14 protein-coding genes are annotated in these 16,858 nt (G+C 57.9%); 3 read left to right on the plus strand and 11 right to left on the minus strand.

The genetic code is table 11. The features are described from left to right. Nucleotides 1-18: 18 nt before the first annotated feature. The 3 genes from argS to AC6I8D_RS11855 all read left to right on the plus strand — a co-directional run bounded on the left by argS (nucleotide 19) and on the right by AC6I8D_RS11855 (nucleotide 4,046). Nucleotides 19-1,749: an arginine--tRNA ligase gene (gene argS, locus AC6I8D_RS11845; RefSeq protein WP_312057439.1), complete on the plus strand. Its 1,731-nt coding sequence runs from the start codon at nucleotides 19-21 to the stop codon at nucleotides 1,747-1,749. 119 nt (nucleotides 1,750-1,868) lie between these two features. Continuing rightward, a complete protein-coding gene (locus AC6I8D_RS11850) occupies nucleotides 1,869-2,795 on the plus strand; it encodes a LysR family transcriptional regulator (protein WP_497820237.1) in 927 nt (308 codons plus the stop codon). 252 nt (nucleotides 2,796-3,047) lie between these two features. Continuing rightward, nucleotides 3,048-4,046 (plus strand): aldo/keto reductase, encoded by a 999-nt coding sequence (locus AC6I8D_RS11855; RefSeq protein WP_497820678.1) that lies wholly within the window; start codon nucleotides 3,048-3,050, stop codon nucleotides 4,044-4,046. A gap of 11 nt (nucleotides 4,047-4,057) precedes the next feature. Here the strand turns inward: AC6I8D_RS11855 and flhE are convergent, their stop codons facing one another. From flhE to cheW, 11 genes are all read right to left on the minus strand, one after another. Next, nucleotides 4,058-4,450 carry a flagellar protein FlhE gene (gene flhE, locus AC6I8D_RS11860; protein ID WP_312057442.1) on the minus strand — a complete coding sequence of 131 codons (393 nt, stop codon included), beginning with the start codon at nucleotides 4,448-4,450 and terminating at the stop codon, nucleotides 4,058-4,060. Then, nucleotides 4,450-6,549, minus strand: a complete 2,100-nt coding sequence (gene flhA / locus AC6I8D_RS11865) for a flagellar biosynthesis protein FlhA (protein WP_312757279.1) — start codon at nucleotides 6,547-6,549, stop codon at nucleotides 4,450-4,452. The genes flhE and flhA overlap by 1 nt, the downstream gene beginning before the upstream one ends. Next, nucleotides 6,542-7,693, minus strand: coding sequence for a flagellar biosynthesis protein FlhB (gene flhB / locus AC6I8D_RS11870; protein WP_312057445.1), 1,152 nt, complete (start codon nucleotides 7,691-7,693; stop codon nucleotides 6,542-6,544). The genes flhA and flhB overlap by 8 nt, the downstream gene beginning before the upstream one ends. A 194-nt stretch (nucleotides 7,694-7,887) precedes the next feature. After that, nucleotides 7,888-8,529 (minus strand): protein phosphatase CheZ, encoded by a 642-nt coding sequence (cheZ, locus tag AC6I8D_RS11875; protein WP_031376442.1) that lies wholly within the window; start codon nucleotides 8,527-8,529, stop codon nucleotides 7,888-7,890. A gap of 9 nt (nucleotides 8,530-8,538) precedes the next feature. Further along, entirely contained in the window at nucleotides 8,539-8,928 is a 390-nt protein-coding gene (gene cheY, locus AC6I8D_RS11880; RefSeq protein ID WP_046288263.1) for a chemotaxis response regulator CheY, read from the minus strand. Nucleotides 8,929-8,967: 39 nt separating this feature from the next. Then, nucleotides 8,968-10,017 carry a protein-glutamate methylesterase/protein-glutamine glutaminase gene (locus AC6I8D_RS11885; RefSeq protein ID WP_312057447.1) on the minus strand — a complete coding sequence of 350 codons (1,050 nt, stop codon included), beginning with the start codon at nucleotides 10,015-10,017 and terminating at the stop codon, nucleotides 8,968-8,970. After that, the gene (cheR, locus tag AC6I8D_RS11890; RefSeq protein WP_031376439.1) at nucleotides 10,017-10,886 is read right to left on the minus strand and encodes a protein-glutamate O-methyltransferase CheR; all 870 of its coding nucleotides are present in this window, start codon (nucleotides 10,884-10,886) and stop codon (nucleotides 10,017-10,019) included. The genes AC6I8D_RS11885 and cheR overlap by 1 nt, the downstream gene beginning before the upstream one ends. Nucleotides 10,887-10,969: 83 nt before the next feature. After that, a complete protein-coding gene (locus AC6I8D_RS11895) occupies nucleotides 10,970-12,646 on the minus strand; it encodes a methyl-accepting chemotaxis protein (protein ID WP_312757284.1) in 1,677 nt (558 codons plus the stop codon). Nucleotides 12,647-12,752: 106 nt separating this feature from the next. Continuing rightward, on the minus strand, nucleotides 12,753-14,315 hold the full coding sequence (locus AC6I8D_RS11900) for a methyl-accepting chemotaxis protein (RefSeq protein ID WP_312057501.1): 1,563 nt from the start codon (nucleotides 14,313-14,315) through the stop codon (nucleotides 12,753-12,755). A 205-nt stretch (nucleotides 14,316-14,520) separates the two neighbouring features. Further along, complete coding sequence (locus AC6I8D_RS11905) at nucleotides 14,521-16,191, minus strand: methyl-accepting chemotaxis protein (RefSeq protein ID WP_497820238.1); 1,671 nt, start codon at nucleotides 16,189-16,191, stop codon at nucleotides 14,521-14,523. A gap of 160 nt (nucleotides 16,192-16,351) precedes the next feature. Then, nucleotides 16,352-16,849 carry a chemotaxis protein CheW gene (gene cheW, locus AC6I8D_RS11910; protein WP_031376437.1) on the minus strand — a complete coding sequence of 166 codons (498 nt, stop codon included), beginning with the start codon at nucleotides 16,847-16,849 and terminating at the stop codon, nucleotides 16,352-16,354. Nucleotides 16,850-16,858 lie beyond the last annotated feature (9 nt).

Below are 16,858 nucleotides of genomic sequence, written 5' to 3' on the forward strand. Positions count from 1 at the left end.
GCACATGAAGGTAACCCGGTGAATATTCAGTCTCTTCTTTCCGCAAAAGTCAGTCAGGCAATGGTTTTAGCCGGCGCTCCCGCCGATTGCGAACCGCAGGTTCGTCAGTCCGCCAGGGTCCAGTTTGGTGATTATCAGGCCAACGGTATTATGGCCGTGGCGAAAAAGCTGGGGCAAGCACCGCGACAATTAGCGGAAGCAGTGATTCAGCATCTCGACCTGACCGGCATCGCCAGTAAAGTTGAAATTGCCGGACCGGGCTTCATCAACATTTTCCTCGACCACCAGTGGCTGGCGGCCCACGCCCGTGAAGCGCTGAGTCTGCCGCGCCTCGGCGTACAGCAGGTTGAACCGCAGACCATCGTGGTTGACTACTCTGCCCCGAACGTCGCCAAAGAGATGCATGTCGGCCATGTTCGCTCCACGATTATCGGTGATGCCGCAGTCCGTACGCTGGAGTTTCTCGGCCATCGGGTGATTCGCGCTAACCACGTCGGCGACTGGGGTACGCAGTTCGGTATGCTGATCGCTTTCCTTGAGAAACAGCAGAACGAGCATCACGCCGAAATGGCGCTGGCCGATCTTGAAGCCTTCTACCGCGAAGCCAAACGGACCTACGACGAAGACCCGGCGTTTGCGGAGCGCGCACGCAGCTACGTGGTCAAACTGCAGGGCGGCGACGAATATTGCCGTCAGATGTGGAAAAAGCTGGTCGACATTACCATGAGTCAGAACCAGAAAATTTATGACCGCATGAATGTCACCCTGACGCGCAAGGATGTGATGGGTGAAAGCCTCTACAACGACATGCTGCCAGGCATTGTCGCAGACCTGAAGCAAAAAGGGTTAGCGGTAGAAAGTGAAGGCGCTACCGTGGTGTTCCTGGATGAGTTCCAGAACAAAGAAGGTGAACCGATGGGCGTGATCATCCAGAAAAAGGATGGCGGCTATCTCTATACCACCACTGATATCGCCTGTGCTAAATACCGCTATGAAACCCTGAAAGCCGATCGGGTGCTCTACTACATCGACTCGCGTCAGCATCAGCACCTGATGCAGGCCTGGACCATTGTGCGCAAAGCGGGTTATGTCCCGGAGTCGGTCCCGCTGGAGCACCACGCGTTCGGCATGATGCTGGGCAAAGATGGTCGTCCTTTCAAAACCCGCAGCGGCGGCACCATCAAGCTGGCCGATCTGCTTGATGAAGCCTATCAGCGCGCCTATAGCCTGGTGCGTGAAAAGAATCCGGAGATGAGCGAAGCGGAAGTGAAAGCACTGGCAGAAGTGGTGGGCATCAGTGCCGTGAAGTATGCCGATCTGTCAAAAAGCCGCACCACCGACTACATCTTTGACTGGGATAACATGCTGGCGTTTGAAGGTAATACCGCCCCTTACATGCAGTACGCCTATACCCGCGTCCTGTCGGTATTCCGTAAAGCGGGCATTGATGCCGCAGCGCTGGATGCAGAGATTGTGATCAGCGAAGAACGTGAAGCGCAGCTGGCAACCCGTCTGTTGCAGTTCGAAGAGGTGATCACCCAGGTTGCGCGTGACGGCACACCACACGTGATGTGCGCCTATCTGTACGATCTGGCCGGTCTGTTCTCCGGTTTCTACGAGCACTGCCCGATCCTGACCGCCGAATCGGACGCAACGCGCCTGAGCCGCTTGCAGCTGGCGGCGCTGACCGCGAAGACGCTGAAACAGGGTCTGGATACGCTCGGTATTGATACCGTCGAGCGCATGTAAATCCCCGGCGGCGCGGAGGCGACGGCTCTCGTCCGCCTCCGCGCCGAGTTCCAATCCGGCTGCGTCCTTTATCGGCTATTCAGGCTTAAACAGCCGCCTTTGATCGGCAGGATGACGCAATGAGTATGCCCGCGCACCTTATCAGCACCCATCTTCCCAGCGTTAAGCAACTGCAATGTTTCCTTGCGGTAGCCCATGAACTCAACTTTCGCCGGGCGGCGGAACGCCTGCGGATGACCCAGCCGCCGTTAACCCGGCAGATTCAGTGCCTTGAAGCGGTGCTGGAACAGCAATTATTTCACCGTACCACTCACGATGTCAGCCTGACCGACGCCGGACGTGACCTTATGCTAAAGGCTGAAGCTATCCTCAGACAACTCAGCGAACTGAAAACTGACGCCACCATGACGCCAGGCCGTTTACGCATCGGCCTGACGCGGACGCTGAATTTCGACTTTATCGAGGCGGTCAGTGCCCGGCTCCGCCAGTTGAAGGGGGAAGATGAGATCGAAACGCCCGATCTGAGCTCGGCGCAGCTGCTGCAGTGCCTGGCAAAAAACAGCCTCGATCTGATTATTACCGGCGAACAAGGGCCGGATTCAGACCAGACGGCAAGCTATGCATGGATCTGTCGCGAACCGCTGCGGGTAGCGCTGCCGACCCTGCACCCGGCCAGCCGGCAATCACAGGTTGCGCTGGCAGACATCGCCGATTTACCGCTTTTCTGGTTCCCGCGCAGTGCTAACCCGCTGTTCTACGATAAGTGCGAACGCTACTTTTCACAGTTGCCGGTGACGCTTAAACGGATCAAAGAGCCTGACGATTCGCTGGTGATGCTGTCACACATCGCCCGGGGCAAGGGCTTCGCACTACTGCCCCAGTCTAAATGCACCTTCAATCAGCAAGGACTCTGTTATCGGGAACTGACCGATACTGCCGCGCAGCAGTTAAATATCGATCTGTATGCGGTGATCCGCGCCGATGAAAAGCGTCAGGCGGTCCGCGACGCTCAGGCCTTACTCTGTCACCCACTTCCACCGCAATAAGCCCTGGCTGCGATAAAGCATCATGGCAACTGCTGATCCTGCGGATGTGAACCCTGCCGGCAGCGTTTGCCTGCATTGATGACGATTCCCCTTCAGCCTGAATCCCTTGCGCAACCTCTCCTGCTTTTCGATAAAACTCACCTGCTCTGCTCGCTGTGGTGATCTCGCTGATACCTTTACTGGATAACCAAAATGCGAATTCATTAACTAAAAAGGCGGTGGAATAATCGGGTCAACTTAACAGGAGACATGATGAAAACCCGAAACCTCACGCAGGATTTGAACGTCAGTGCAATTGGCTATGGTGCAATGGGACTGAGTGAATTTTATGGCAAGACCGACGACAGCAGCGCGCTGCAACTGCTTAATTCTCTCATCGATCTGGATATCAATTTTATCGACACCGCAGACCTGTATGGCCGCGGCCACAATGAGCAGCTAATCGGTGAGTTCCTTGCCCGGCTGGATACCCGCAGCCGGCAGCAGATTAAGGTCGCCACCAAATGCGGTATTGAGCGGGCTGCCGATCAGGCCTATGCCCGCGTCATCAATAATCAGCCCGATTACCTCATTCAGTGCTGCAACGCCTCGCTGAAAAGGCTGGGCGTCGAGCAGATCGATCTGTTCTACCTGCATCGCGTCAGCGAGTCGACGCCCATTGAGCAGAGCATGGACTGTCTGAGCCAGCTGGTTAAGCAAGGGAAGATTCGACATATCGGTTTGTGTGAAGTGTCAGCAGCCACTCTGCAGCGAGCGCATGCGGTTCATCCGGTCGCCGTGCTGCAGACAGAATATTCTTTATGGACCCGGGATATTGAAGCGGAGATTTTGCCAATGGTGAAAAAACTCGATATCGGACTGGTACCCTACTCGCCGCTCGGCCGTGGCTTTCTGACCGGCAAATACCTTAACAACAGTGATTTTGCCGCAGACGACTTCCGTAAAAATAATGACCGCTTCCAGCAGGCCAGCCTCGATCATAACGCGCAGTTGCTGGAGGTGGTGCGGCCGCTAAGCCAGAAGTATCAATGTACCGTGGGCCAGATTGCGCTGGCGTGGCTGCTGGCGCAGTATCAAAGGATTGTGCCGATTCCGGGTACCAAACGGCTGGCTTATCTGACCGAAAATGCGCAGGCCGGTGACGTGGTACTGGAGGCGGCTGATGTCGCGTTACTGAACCAGATTCATCAGCAGGTGGAGATTAAAGGCGGCAGGTATTCAGCCGAAGGGATGAAAGGCGTCAATGCCTGATACGCCCGCCGCTACTGGTAATTCACCATGACTTCGCTGCTGACCACCCGCAGGCCCGGCGGCAGCGCCCCGCTGCCGGCAAAACCAAACACCATATGCAGCGTTTCATCGGCGCTGAGATGCGCCAGGCCACGGGTGGTGCCGCTGGCGCCTTCCAGCGTAGTGCAGCGTTGCGCGCCGCACAACCGCACTTCCAGTCCGGACGGGGCCGGTTTGCTCAGCTGATAGCGCCAGTTAACCACGCTGATCTCGCCGCTGAGGTTAGCCGGTGCCGTCAGCGGCTGGCTGCGCTGCCAGCTGCCGCGGTTAGCCAGCAGTGGACCACTGGCGCTGGCCTGCCACGCGCCACCAGCTGCCTGAACCAGCAGCGGCAGCATTAATCCAAACGTCATCATCCAGCGCATTATTTGCCTCCGATGGTGGCGGTCATACGAATCTGACGGTTGTCACTCAGTTCGAGGTTAGACAGCACCACCAGCTGCGGCAGATTGCGGCGCAGGAAGCGAGCCAGTAAGGCGCGTAGCGGATGATTGACCAGCAGCACCGGCGGTGCGCCAAGCATTTCCTGACGCTGTAACGCCGCCTGCGCCTGGCTTAACAGCCGATCGGCCAGGCCTGGCTCCAGTCCGCCACCGCCCTGCAACGCCTGCAGCAGCAAGCGTTCCAGCGTGGCATCCAGTCCTATTACCTGCACTTCATCATTGCCCGGGAACCACTGCTGAGTAATGGCGCGACCCAGCGCCACGCGCACCACGCTGGTCAGCTCCTGCGGATCGCTTTGTACCGGCGCATGCTCGGCCAGAGTTTCGATAATGGTGCGCATATCGCGAATCGACACCCGCTCCACCAGCAGATTTTGCAGCACCTTGTGCAGCGTGGTCAGGCTGATCACCCCCGGCACCAGATCTTCGGTCAGCTTCGGCATCTCCTGCGTCACGCGATCCAGCAACTGCTGTGCTTCCTGACGGCCAAACAGCTCACTGGCGTATTGTCCAATCAGGTGATTCAGGTGAGTTGCCACCACGGTACTGGCTTCAACCACGGTAAAGCCCTGAATTTGCGCCTGCTCTTTGAGGGCGCTGTCGATCCAGACGGCCGCCAGACCGAATGCCGGATCGACGGTTGCCTCCCCCGGCAAACTGCCCGCTGCGGTGCCCGGGTTGATCGCCATCCAGCGGCCCGGATAGGCATCGCCGCTGCCAATTTCGACCCCTTTCATCAGAATGCGGTAGCGCGCCGGCGGCAGTTCCATGTTGTCACGGATATGCACCACCGGCGGCAGGAAGCCGACATCCTGCGCCACCTTTTTACGGATACTGCGGATACGTCCCAGCAGCTCACCATTTTGCAGATGATCGACCATCGGAATCAGGCGGTAACCCACTTCCATCCCCAGCGTATCTTCCAGTTGCACATCGGTCCACGAGGCTTCGGCAGTAGCCGGCGTTTCCGGGGTTTTGCTCATGCTGCCCAGAGACACTTCCGACTTCTTGTTGTTCGGCTGCATTTCCCGGCCGCGCAGCCACCAGGCCAGACCGAGTAAGGCGGCGGTAAACAGCAGGAAGACGAAGTTTGGCATGCCCGGCACCAGCCCGAGCAGGCCGATGACGCCGGCGCTCAGCATCAGCACGCGCGGATCTTTGAACAGCTGGGTCACCATCTGCTCGCCAACGTCCTGATCGGTTGCTACGCGCGTGACGATAACGCCCGCGGCGGTGGAGATCACCAGCGCCGGGATCTGCGCCACCAGGCCATCACCGATGGTCAGCAGGGTGTAGGTTTCCGCCGCGTGCCCCACGTCCATACCGTGTTGCACCACGCCGACCAGCAGGCCGCCGATGACGTTGATCACCATGATCATGATACCGGCGATGGCGTCACCGCGGACGAACTTACTGGCACCGTCCATCGAGCCGTAGAAGTCCGCTTCCTGAGTCACTTCTGAACGGCGACGTTTAGCTTCATCTTCGCCGATTAAACCGGCGTTGAGGTCGGCATCGATCGCCATCTGCTTACCGGGCATCCCGTCAAGCACAAAGCGCGCGCCCACTTCGGCGATACGGCCAGCACCCTTGGTAATAACCATAAAGTTGATGATGACCAGGATGATGAATACCACGATACCGATAGCAAAGTTGCCGCCGACCAGGAAGTGGCCAAAAGCCTCAACCACCTGACCTGCTGCGGCCGCACCGGTATGTCCTTCCATCAGGATGATACGAGTCGAGGCGACGTTCAGCGCCAGACGCAGCAAGGTGGAGAACAGCAGAATGGTCGGGAATGCCGCAAACTCCAGGGTTCGCTGGGTGAACATCGCCACCAGCAGCACCATGATCGACAGCGCAATGTTAAAGGTGAACAGTAGATCAAGGATGAACGGCGGTAACGGCAGCACCATCATCGACAGGATCATCAGGATCAGCACCGGACCCGCCAGCACCTGCCACTGCATATCTTTAAAGTTGCCCGGTAAACGTAGTTTTGCGGCCAGGTTATTAGCCATCGTTTTTGCTCTCTCCTGCAAAGTCCATCTCTGCCGGGACCGGCAGGTTTTTCGGTTTGGCCGGGATCAGGCCGCCTTCGCGCTTCCAGCGGCGTGACTGCCAGACCCAGGCCAGCACTTCCGCCACGGCCGCATAGAGCGCGCCCGGAATGTGCTGTCCAATTTCAGTGTGTCGGTATAGCGCACGCGCCAGCGGCGGTGCTTCCAGAACCGGAATGCGGTGTTCGGCACCCAGTTCACGAATTCGCAGAGCAATCTCGCCCGCGCCCTTGGCAATCACCTTCGGCGCGCTCATCTTCTTCTCGTTGTACTGCAGCGCCACCGAATAGTGCGTCGGGTTAGTGACGATCACGTCGGCTTTCGGCACGTCGGCCATCATCCGGCGGCGGGCGGCGGCGCGCATCTGCTGGCGGATACGCCCTTTGACGTGCGGGTCACCCTCCTGCTGCTTGTGTTCGTCGCGGATTTCCTGACGCGACATGCGCAGCTTTTTGTAATAGCTGTAGAGCTGCCAGAAAACGTCGTATCCGACCATCGGCACCAGACCCAGCATCACCAGCGTGCAGCAGATGGCAATCATATCCATGCCGTGCACCAGCGCGTTGATCGGGGATTCACTGATCAGCCGCAGCATCTCCGGCCAGTGAGCCCAGATGTACCAGCAGGCAACACAGCCCACCAGCACGGTTTTGAGGATGCCTTTGAACAGCTCCGTCCAGGCCTGGCCAGCAAACATCCGCTTGAAACCGGCCAGCGGGCTGAGCTTGGTGAAATCGACCTTGATCGACTTGCCGCTGATCACAATACCGCCCAGCAGCATCGGCGCCGCAATCGCCACCAGCACCAGTCCGCCCATCAGCGGCAGCAGCGCCATTAACGCCTGGCCAATCAGGCTGCCGATATGGCTGATGATGATTTTGTCGTCGGTCACCATGCCGTGATCAAAACGCAGACCGGTCGCCACCATGCCCGCCAGACGGTGCGCCATCATGGTGCCGCCCATCCACAGGATCATAATGCCGGCCAGCAGCATCAGTAATGAGGTCAGTTCGCGCGAACGCGGGATCTGCCCATCTTCTCGCGCCTTTTCAAGTCGGTGCGCGGTGGGCGATTCTGTTTTGTCCTCGTCGCTTTCTTCAGCCACGACAAACCTCGGTTGGCAGGAATTCTGAGCATAGAATGCCAAAACTGGCTGGGGTTAAAGCGCAGATAAAACGGGAAAAACAGGCGTTCTTTGGCGGATGAGTTTGATAAAGCAGAGCGGGCCCACCGTCTGGTGGCCCCGTGAGAGAAAGGGACGGCAACGCATCCCGCCAGCCCGCAGGCTGACGGGGGCGATTAAAATCCTAAGCTGTCCAGCAGGTCATCAACCTGATCCTGGTTCGCCACCACGCCCGGTGCATCGGTGTGGATCTGCGGACCGTTCAGCAGGCTGGTACCTTCCTGACGCTTCTCGGCACTGACTTCCGGCATGTTTTCCAGCAGCACCATCAACAGCTGGCGCTCAATTTCCTGGATAACATCCATCATGCGTTTGATCACCTGACCGGTCAGGTCCTGGAAATCCTGCGCCATCATAATTTCAAGCAGCTGCTTGTTGGTAAAGGACGTGTGATCCGGCACGGCAGCAAGGTATTCGCGAGTATCCGTCACCAACTCACGCGCATCGGCCAGTTCAATTGGGTTTTCAAACCATTGGTCCCAACGCCCTTTCAGCTGGGTTGCCCCGGCTTCCATCTTATCCTGATGCGGTTGTGCCGCTTCAACGCAGTTCAACGCACGGTCGGCGGCCTGCGCCGTCATCTGCACCACATAATCCAGACGATCACGGGCATCAGGAATGGCTTCAGCCGCATCGGCAATGGCTTTATCCAGCCCCAGCTCGCGCAGGCTGTCGCGCAGCATACGCGTCAGAGAGCCGATGCGGGTAATGATGTCGTGTGCCGAGGCATCCTCAGTTGGTTTCGGAAGGTCGCTCATCACATCTCCTTACATGCCCAGTTTTTCGAAAATTTTGCCCAGCTTTTCTTCCAGCGTCGCAGCAGTAAATGGTTTCACTACGTAGCCACTGGCGCCGGCCTGGGCGGCAGCAATAATGTTCTCTTTCTTCGCTTCCGCGGTCACCATCAATACCGGCAGGCTGCTCATCGCAGCATCGGCACGAATGGTTTGCAGCAGCTGCAGGCCATCCATGTTCGGCATATTCCAGTCGGAAATGACGAAGTCAAAACCCCCTGCTTTCAGCTTTGACAGCGCATCCACACCATCTTCTGCTTCTTCTACGTTATTGAAGCCCAGCTCTTTCAGTAAGTTACGTACAATACGACGCATCGTATTGAAGTCGTCTACTACCAAAAAGCGCATGTTTTTATCAGCCATATCTACTCCTGTGTTGTCTCGCCCGGCAGGACGGGCCTGTTAAATACGCAATGCCTGTCCGGCGCTAATTTTCGCCAGCATGTGCTGGCTGATGTTGCTTAAATCCACCACTTCGCTCACGCCGCCGGTGGCAATCGCCTCTCGCGGCATGCCAAATACCACACAGCTGGCTTCATTCTGGGCAATGGTCCAGGCGCCGGCCCGATGCATTTCCAGCATCCCGGCCGCGCCGTCGTTGCCCATGCCGGTGAGGATCACGCCGACCGCATTTCGTCCGGCGTTGATCGCCACCGATTTGAACAGCACATCCACCGAAGGCTTGTGCCGGTTGACCGGCGGGCCTTCATTCAGTTTCACCACATAGTTGGCGCCGCTACGTCCCAGTTCCATGTGCATCGCACCTGGCGCGATGTAAGCGTGTCCCGGCAGAATACGTTCACCGTCTTCCGCTTCTTTCACCGTAATCTGACACAGTTTGTTCAGACGCTCGGCAAAGGAGCGGGTAAAACCTGGCGGCATATGCTGGGTAATCAGCAGCGCCGGACTGGTCGCAGGCAGCGGCTGCAGCACATGGCGAATCGCCTCGGTGCCGCCGGTAGAGGAGCCAATCGCGATCAGCTTCTCACTACTCAGCAGCGGACCCGCCTTCAGCGTGACCGGCACCGGCATCGCCGCCCGGTTGTGCAGTCGGGCGCGCGCCGCCGCACGAATTTTGTCGCCAATCATCTGGCTGTACGCCAGCATCCCTTCACGGATGCCGAGCTGGGGTTTGGTGACGAAGTCCACCGCGCCCAGCTCCAGCGCCCGCAGGGTAATTTCCGAACCTTTGCCGGTCAGCGAGGAGACCATCACCACCGGCATCGGCCGTAAACGCATCAGTTTTTCGAGGAAATCGAGGCCATCCATGCGCGGCATTTCAACATCCAGCGTCAGCACCTGCGGATTAAACTGCTTAATCAGATCGCGGGCGACTAACGGATCGGGCGCCGTAGCGACCATCTCCATATCCGGATGGCTATTGATGATTTCCGTCATCAGTTGCCGCATCAGCGCAGAGTCATCTACGCACATCACGGTGATTTTGCTCATCATCTTTCCTTCGTCAGTCCATAGACGGTTTGTCCACGCAGCCAGAACTCTTTACTGATCTGACTGAAGTTCTCGGAGTGACCGGCAAACAGAATGCCGCCGGGCTTAAGCAGAGGAACAAACCGACGCAGAATTTTCTCCTGCGTCTCTTTATCGAAATAGATCATCACATTGCGGCAGAAAATGGCGTCGAACTGGCCCGGCAGCGCCCAGTCATTGGCCAGCAGATTGAGCTGGGCAAAGCTGACCATGCTGGCCAGTTCGGAACGCACCCGCACCATCCCGGCGTGAGGACCGGTGCCGCGCAGGAAGAAGCGTTGCAGCTGCGCCGGTGACAGCGTGCGCAACTCCTCCTGGCGATAAACACCGGCCACCGCTTTCTCCAGCACCTGGGTGTCGATATCGCTGGCGTGAACCTGGAACTTACCCGGTCCGGTACCCAGCGTTTCGGCCAGCGTCATGGCGATCGAGTAAGGTTCTTCACCGGTTGACGCAGCGGTACTCCAGACGCTGAAATTCCCCTGGCGCTTGCGGGCATGCTCCGCGAGAATTGGAAAGTGGTGTGCCTCGCGGAAAAACGCCGTCAGGTTGGTGGTCAGGGCATTGATAAACGCCTGCCACTCCGCACTGTTAGGATCGTGTTCCAGCAGCGCGAGGTAACGACCGAAATCATCAATATTCAGCGTACGCAGACGACGAACCAGACGGTTGTAAACCATCTCGCGCTTGTGATCGGCCAGCACGATACCGGCACGCTGATAGATCAGCTGACTGATGCGACGGAAATGCGTATCCGAGAGCGGTAAGCGCTGCACCATTTGCGACAGCAGCGTTGTCGTCTCATTTTGCTCGAATGTCGATTTTTTCATTTCTGCACCTGGCCTGAACTAAAACACATTAATTTTCTGCTGCGATGCCCGACTGCCACAGGGTGGTCGGGCTTTCCAGGCGATTAAAAGGTTTCCCAGTTGTCGTCACCGCGCGAGGCAGACTGACGGGCAACGGTTAACGGCGCATCCAGCTGAAGGCTTTTTGTCGCCGTTGTCTTGTTAACGGCCTGGGCGACAAATTCTTTACCAATATTGAACACTGAGACCGCTTGTTTTAAGTGGCTGGCCTGATCTTCCAGTGCCGCCGCCGCCGCCGCCGACTCTTCAACCAGCGAGGCGTTCTGTTGCGTAACCCGATCCATCTCGGTCACGGCCAGACCGACCTGATCGATACCGCGGCTCTGCTCATCCGACGCCGAGGCGATTTCGCCCATGATGTCGGTCACGCGCGTCACCGCGCTGACGATGTTGCTCATGGTGTCGCCGGCGCTCTCTACCAGCACCGAGCCGGTATTGACGCGGCTGACCGAGTCCTCAATCAGGCCCTTGATCTCTTTCGCGGCCTGCGCGCTGCGCTGTGCCAGGCTGCGCACTTCACCCGCCACTACCGCAAAACCACGGCCTTGTTCACCGGCACGGGCCGCTTCCACCGCGGCGTTCAGCGCCAGGATATTGGTCTGGAAAGCGATGCCGTCGATCACGCTGGTGATATCAGCAATTTTCTTCGAGCTGCCGGCAATCTCTTTCATGGTGGTGACCACGCCATCCACCACTTTGCCGCCCTGCTGCGCGGTTTCTGAGGCGTTGAGCGCCAGCTGCGATGCCTGACGGGCGTTTTCGGCATTCTGCTTCACCGTGGCGGTCAGCTGCTCCATGCTGGCGGCGGTCTGCTCCAGCGAGGCGGCCTGCTGTTCGGTTCGCGAAGAGAGATCGTTATTGCCGATGGCGATTTCGCTGGCACCGGTATAAATGGCGTCAGACCCGTCGCGCACGGTACGCACGGTGCGCACCAGCTCCTGCTGCATGTGCTGTAATGAGGTCAGCAACTCGCCGATTTCGTTACGCACTGAAAGGTCAATCGGCTGGGTTAAATCGCCGCGCGCAATATGCTGGATATGCTCAATGCTCTGACGCAACGGGCGAATCAGTACGCTGCGCATCACGTTCCACACCAGGATAATCATCAGCAGGGTGACGGCCAGCGTGGCGATCACGATGGTGATGGAGCGGGTGTAGGCCTGTTCATTAGCCTGAACGCCCCGCTTCGCCAGCACCAGGTTGTATTCCAGCCAGGCGTTGTAATCTTTCTGGAACTTGTCCTGATAACTCTGGGTCGGCTGATCGACAAAGCCTTTGAAGTTGCCGCTGTTAAAAAACACCATCAGCTCCGCCAGGGCGTCGTGATAGGCCTGATAATTGGCCTGCAGCGCTTTGACGTTATCGGCATTTTTACCTTTCTCTGACAGGTTGGCGTTGAACTGCTGATAGCCGATCTCGGCCTGTTTCAGCTCCTCGCCTGCCAGCGCCACCAGCTCTTTCACCGTGGCGCCCGATCCCGACATCTGCGCATCCTGCAGAAAGCGAATTCCGGCGCGGTTAAGGGTGTTACGCGCCTGAACCAGCGAAACCCATGAGGTGCCCATCGCCTGCTGCAGCGTGTTTAAACGCTGGTTATAAGCAAAATTTTCTTTATCTGAACTAACGGTTTTGAAAAACATTCCGCCGGAAAACAGCTGCAGCAGCGCAAACAGCGCCAGCACGCACAGCAGACCGGTCACAACACGTACACGACTAAACATACACACCTCATTGGTTGGCGATTCGCTACTGTTTATCGGCGCATCCGGGGGGAACTTTATGCACGGCGGCGGCTTTACCGCGGCCGCCGTGAGGAGAGGAGAGAAATTACGCGCGGGAGACTTTAAAAACCGAGACGGCTTGGGTCAGCACGCTGGCCTGCTGCTCCAGTGCGGCAGCAGCAGCGGCGGATTGCTCAACCAGCGAGGCGTTCTGCTGGGTGACGCGATCCATCTCGGTGACCGCCTGGCCGACCTGCTCGATGCCACGGCTCTGCTCATCAGACGCAGAGGCGATCTCGCCCATGATGTCGGTCACGCGGGTCACCGCCCCGACGATATCGTTCATGGTGCTGCCGGCGCTTTCGACCTGCAGTGAGCCGCTGTTAACGCGCGCCACCGAATCTTCGATCAACCCTTTGATCTCTTTGGCTGCCTGAGCACTGCGCTGCGCCAGGTTACGCACTTCACCGGCCACCACCGCAAATCCGCGACCCTGCTCACCGGCCCGGGCGGCTTCCACCGCAGCGTTGAGCGCCAGGATGTTGGTCTGGAAGGCGATGCCATCAATCACGCTGATGATGTCGGCAATCTTCTTCGAGCTGCCGGCGATCTCTTTCATGGTGCTGACCACGCCATCAACCACTTTGCCGCCCTGCTGGGCGGTTTCTGACGCGGTCAGCGCCAGCTGTGATGCCTGACGCGCATTGTCGGCGTTCTGTTTCACCGTCGCGGTCAGCTGCTCCATGCTGGCGGCGGTCTGCTCCAGTGAAGCGGCCTGCTCTTCGGTACGGGCGGAGAGATCGTTATTGCCGGCGGCGATCTCACTGGCACCGGTAAAGATGGCGTCAGATCCGTCACGCACGTTGCTGACGGTCATCACCAGCGACTGCTGCATTTCCTGAATGCCAGCCGCCAGCTGACTCATTTCATTGCGTCCTTCCACCAGGATAGGCTGCGTCAAATCACCGGAAGCGATCGCCCGGATATGTGCCAGCAGCTGTTGCAGCGGCTGAATCAATACCTGACGCAGGCCGAACCAGCAGGCGACGATCACCACCAGTACCGACACGGCAATCACGCCCAGCAGCCACATCATTTGAGTAAAGGCCTGCTGGTTCTGGGCAATGCCCTGCTCAGCCAGCGCGGTCTGACGGGCGCGCCACTCACCGTAGCTGCCCTGCATCGCCACCTGTTTCTGTTCAATATTCTGTTTAAACATCCCTTCCAGATCGCGCGCCTGCAGACTTTTGACCATCTCTTTCAGGCCGCTGTCGTAGCGGGCGTAATCGGCTTCCAGCCGGTCGCGCAGCGATACCTCCATGCCTGCGGTGCCCGGCAGATTGTAATAAACCTGGAAGTGACGATCGGCTTCGGCTAACTGCGCGTTGGCTTTGTTCATCAGATCGTCGAGCTGGCCGCCATTCATCTGCGAAGCCATGCTGGTTTGCAGTCGCAGCATGGCGCGGTTCAGCGTGGTCCGGCTGTTGTTGAGTGAAATATAGGCGTCGGTCATCGCCGTGACGTTACGATTGGCGACTTGCGACAGGGCAAACGCCGCTTTGTCGGTGTTCAGCGCCGACCAGAACAGGCTGCCGGACAGCAGCTGGAGCGCGCCAAAGATCACCAGTACCGCGATCAGACTGGTCACCACTTTTATTCTTTTTAACATCTTGTTCCCCTGCAGGTTGATTAAGGTGCAGCGGCTATATCGGCGGTTAGTGGCGATGTGTTAACGCTTTTCGCCGCTTTTCAGCGACAATCGGCTTTTGTAATTAATGATATTGCGGCAGGACGGTGGGTTTGGCTTTAGTCAGGCTGGCGGGAGAAAAAGCGCGGGTGCGCGCCCCGGCTATGCAGACGGGGCGCGCGCGTGATCAGAACGTTTCCCAGTGGGTATCGCTGACCGGTGCGGTCAGTGCTTTACGCGGCGCCAGCGCCGTCACCGGTGCGGCAATCGGCAGATGTTTAGTCAACGCCTGGCCCGCAGCGGCGCGCTGGATCTTAAACACCGCCACCGACTGGCTGAGGCGACTGGCCTGATCTTCCAGCGAGGCCGCCGCGGCAGCGGACTCTTCCACCAGCGAGGCGTTCTGCTGAGTCACGCGATCCATTTCGGTGACCGCCTGGCCGACCTGGTCGATACCGCGACTCTGCTCATCCGACGCCGAGGCAATCTCGCCCATGATATCGGTCACGCGGGTCACCGCATTGACGATATCGTTCATGGTTTCACCGGCGGTGCCGACCAGCTGGGAGCCGGTGTTCACCCGATTAACCGAATCTTCAATCAGCCCTTTAATCTCTTTGGCGGCCTGGGCGCTGCGCTGGGCCAGATTACGCACTTCACCGGCCACTACGGCAAAACCGCGACCCTGTTCACCGGCGCGTGCGGCTTCTACCGCGGCGTTGAGCGCCAGGATGTTGGTCTGGAAGGCGATGCCGTCAATCACGCTGGTGATATCGGCAATTTTCTTCGAGCTGCCGGCGATGTCACGCATGGTTTTCACCACTCCATCGACCACATTGCCGCCTTTCTGCGCCGTTTCCGACGCGCTTAACGCCAGCTGCGACGCCTGACGCGCGTTTTCGGCATTCTGTTTCACCGTGGCGGTCAGCTGTTCCATGCTGGCAGCGGTCTGCTCCAGCGAAGCCGCCTGCTGTTCAGTGCGGGCCGAGAGGTCATTGTTACCGGCAGAAATTTCGCTGGCGCCGGTGAAAATGGCGTCAGAACCTTCGCGTACGTTGCTCACGGTGCGCACCAGCGACTGCTGCATATCGTGCAGGCTGGCCGCCAACTGGGTCATCTCATTACGGCCTTCAACCGCGATCGGCTGGGTCAGGTCGCCCTGAGCGATGTGCTGAATATGAGTAATGTTGGTGTTGAGTGGGGTAATTAATACCTTACGCAGACCGAACCAGCACAGCATGATCACTGCTGCCACCACCGCCATGATGGTGCCGAGTATCCACAGCATCCGACTGTAGGCAGAACTGTTCTCGTCAACACCGATGGTGGTCAGGCGGTTCTGATCGGTACGCCAGTCGTTATATAACTTCAGAAACGCACTCTGGCTGGGTGCCACCGGGGCGTTACCGGCCGCCACCAGATCGTCAGACTGCAACGCGACCTGCAGCGCAGTCAGCGCATCGGCATAGGCGCTGTAGCGCTGATCCAGCTGCTGGTTAAGCTGCAGATTTTGTCCCGGCGTATCGGGCGTCTCTTTGAACACCTTGTAAAAACCGGCCGCCGCCTGCTGGAAGCCTTTGCTGTCGTCAAACAGTCCGGCTACGTCCGCCGGTTTGCCTTCCAGTTTACTGGTGGCGAAACGCAGCTGAATGCGGGTCAGTAACACCCGACTCTGGTTAAGACTCATATAGGCATCATTGAGCGCCTGGGTGTTCTGCATCGCCAGCTGGGAAACGGCAAAACTTTGTTTGTCGTGGCTAAGGGCGGAATAAAAAACGGAGCCGGAAAAGGCCTGTAACAGCCCAAACATCAGCAACACCAGCAGCAAACTGGTGACAACGCGGATTTTCGTTAACATGATTAACCCTGAAAAATGTAAGTGGTAAAGCAGCAAGGTGATTATCGGCAGGCGATAGCGGGAAATTAGGCCAGACAGAATTTTATTGATTGAAAAATAAAGAAATTATTCAGCAATGAAACGGTCACAGGCCGGGCATATCCGGCCTGTGACGTTGGGATTACGCGCTACGCAGATTATCCACCAGCGCCATTTCGTCGCTGCTCAGCAGCTTCTCAATGTCCACCAGAATCAGCATCCGCTCGCCGAGTGCGCCCAGCCCGGTCAGGTACTCGGTCGACATAGTGACCGCGAACTCCGGTGAAGGACGAATCTGATCCTGAGTCAGTGATAGCACATCAGAGACGCCATCCACCACGATACCGACCACGCGGTTCTCAAGATTCAGTACGATCACCACGGTGTTGTCGTTGTATTCAACATCGGGCTGCGAAAACTTCACCCGCAGGTCGATAATCGGCACGATCACGCCACGCAGGTTGGTGACGCCGCGAATAAATTCAGGCGTATTGGCGATACGCGTTACCTGATCGTAACCGCGAATTTCCTGAACTTTGAGAATATCGATGCCGTACTCTTCGTCGCCCAGCGTGAAGACCAGAAACTCCTGACCCACAGTTTCGCCAGCGATTTTTGTCACGGTTGCCATTCCATTCATGTTATTTAC

The sequence above is a fragment of the Pantoea sp. X-Soil-MYKO-1785 genome, from assembly GCF_059730675.1.

Coding starts and splice junctions, on each gene's coding strand:
- AC6I8D_RS11850 (WP_497820237.1), top strand. CDS start 1,869: ATGAGTATGCCCGCGCACCTTATCAGCACCCATCTTCCCAGCGTTAAG.
- AC6I8D_RS11855 (WP_497820678.1), top strand. CDS start 3,048: ATGAAAACCCGAAACCTCACGCAGGATTTGAACGTCAGTGCAATTGGC.
- flhE (WP_312057442.1), bottom strand. CDS start 4,450: ATGCGCTGGATGATGACGTTTGGATTAATGCTGCCGCTGCTGGTTCAG.
- flhA (WP_312757279.1), bottom strand. CDS start 6,549: ATGGCTAATAACCTGGCCGCAAAACTACGTTTACCGGGCAACTTTAAA.
- cheZ (WP_031376442.1), bottom strand. CDS start 8,529: ATGAGCGACCTTCCGAAACCAACTGAGGATGCCTCGGCACACGACATC.
- cheY (WP_046288263.1), bottom strand. CDS start 8,928: ATGGCTGATAAAAACATGCGCTTTTTGGTAGTAGACGACTTCAATACG.
- AC6I8D_RS11885 (WP_312057447.1), bottom strand. CDS start 10,017: ATGAGCAAAATCACCGTGATGTGCGTAGATGACTCTGCGCTGATGCGG.
- cheR (WP_031376439.1), bottom strand. CDS start 10,886: ATGAAAAAATCGACATTCGAGCAAAATGAGACGACAACGCTGCTGTCG.
- AC6I8D_RS11895 (WP_312757284.1), bottom strand. CDS start 12,646: ATGTTTAGTCGTGTACGTGTTGTGACCGGTCTGCTGTGCGTGCTGGCG.
- AC6I8D_RS11900 (WP_312057501.1), bottom strand. CDS start 14,315: ATGTTAAAAAGAATAAAAGTGGTGACCAGTCTGATCGCGGTACTGGTG.
- AC6I8D_RS11905 (WP_497820238.1), bottom strand. CDS start 16,191: ATGTTAACGAAAATCCGCGTTGTCACCAGTTTGCTGCTGGTGTTGCTG.
- cheW (WP_031376437.1), bottom strand. CDS start 16,849: ATGAATGGAATGGCAACCGTGACAAAAATCGCTGGCGAAACTGTGGGT.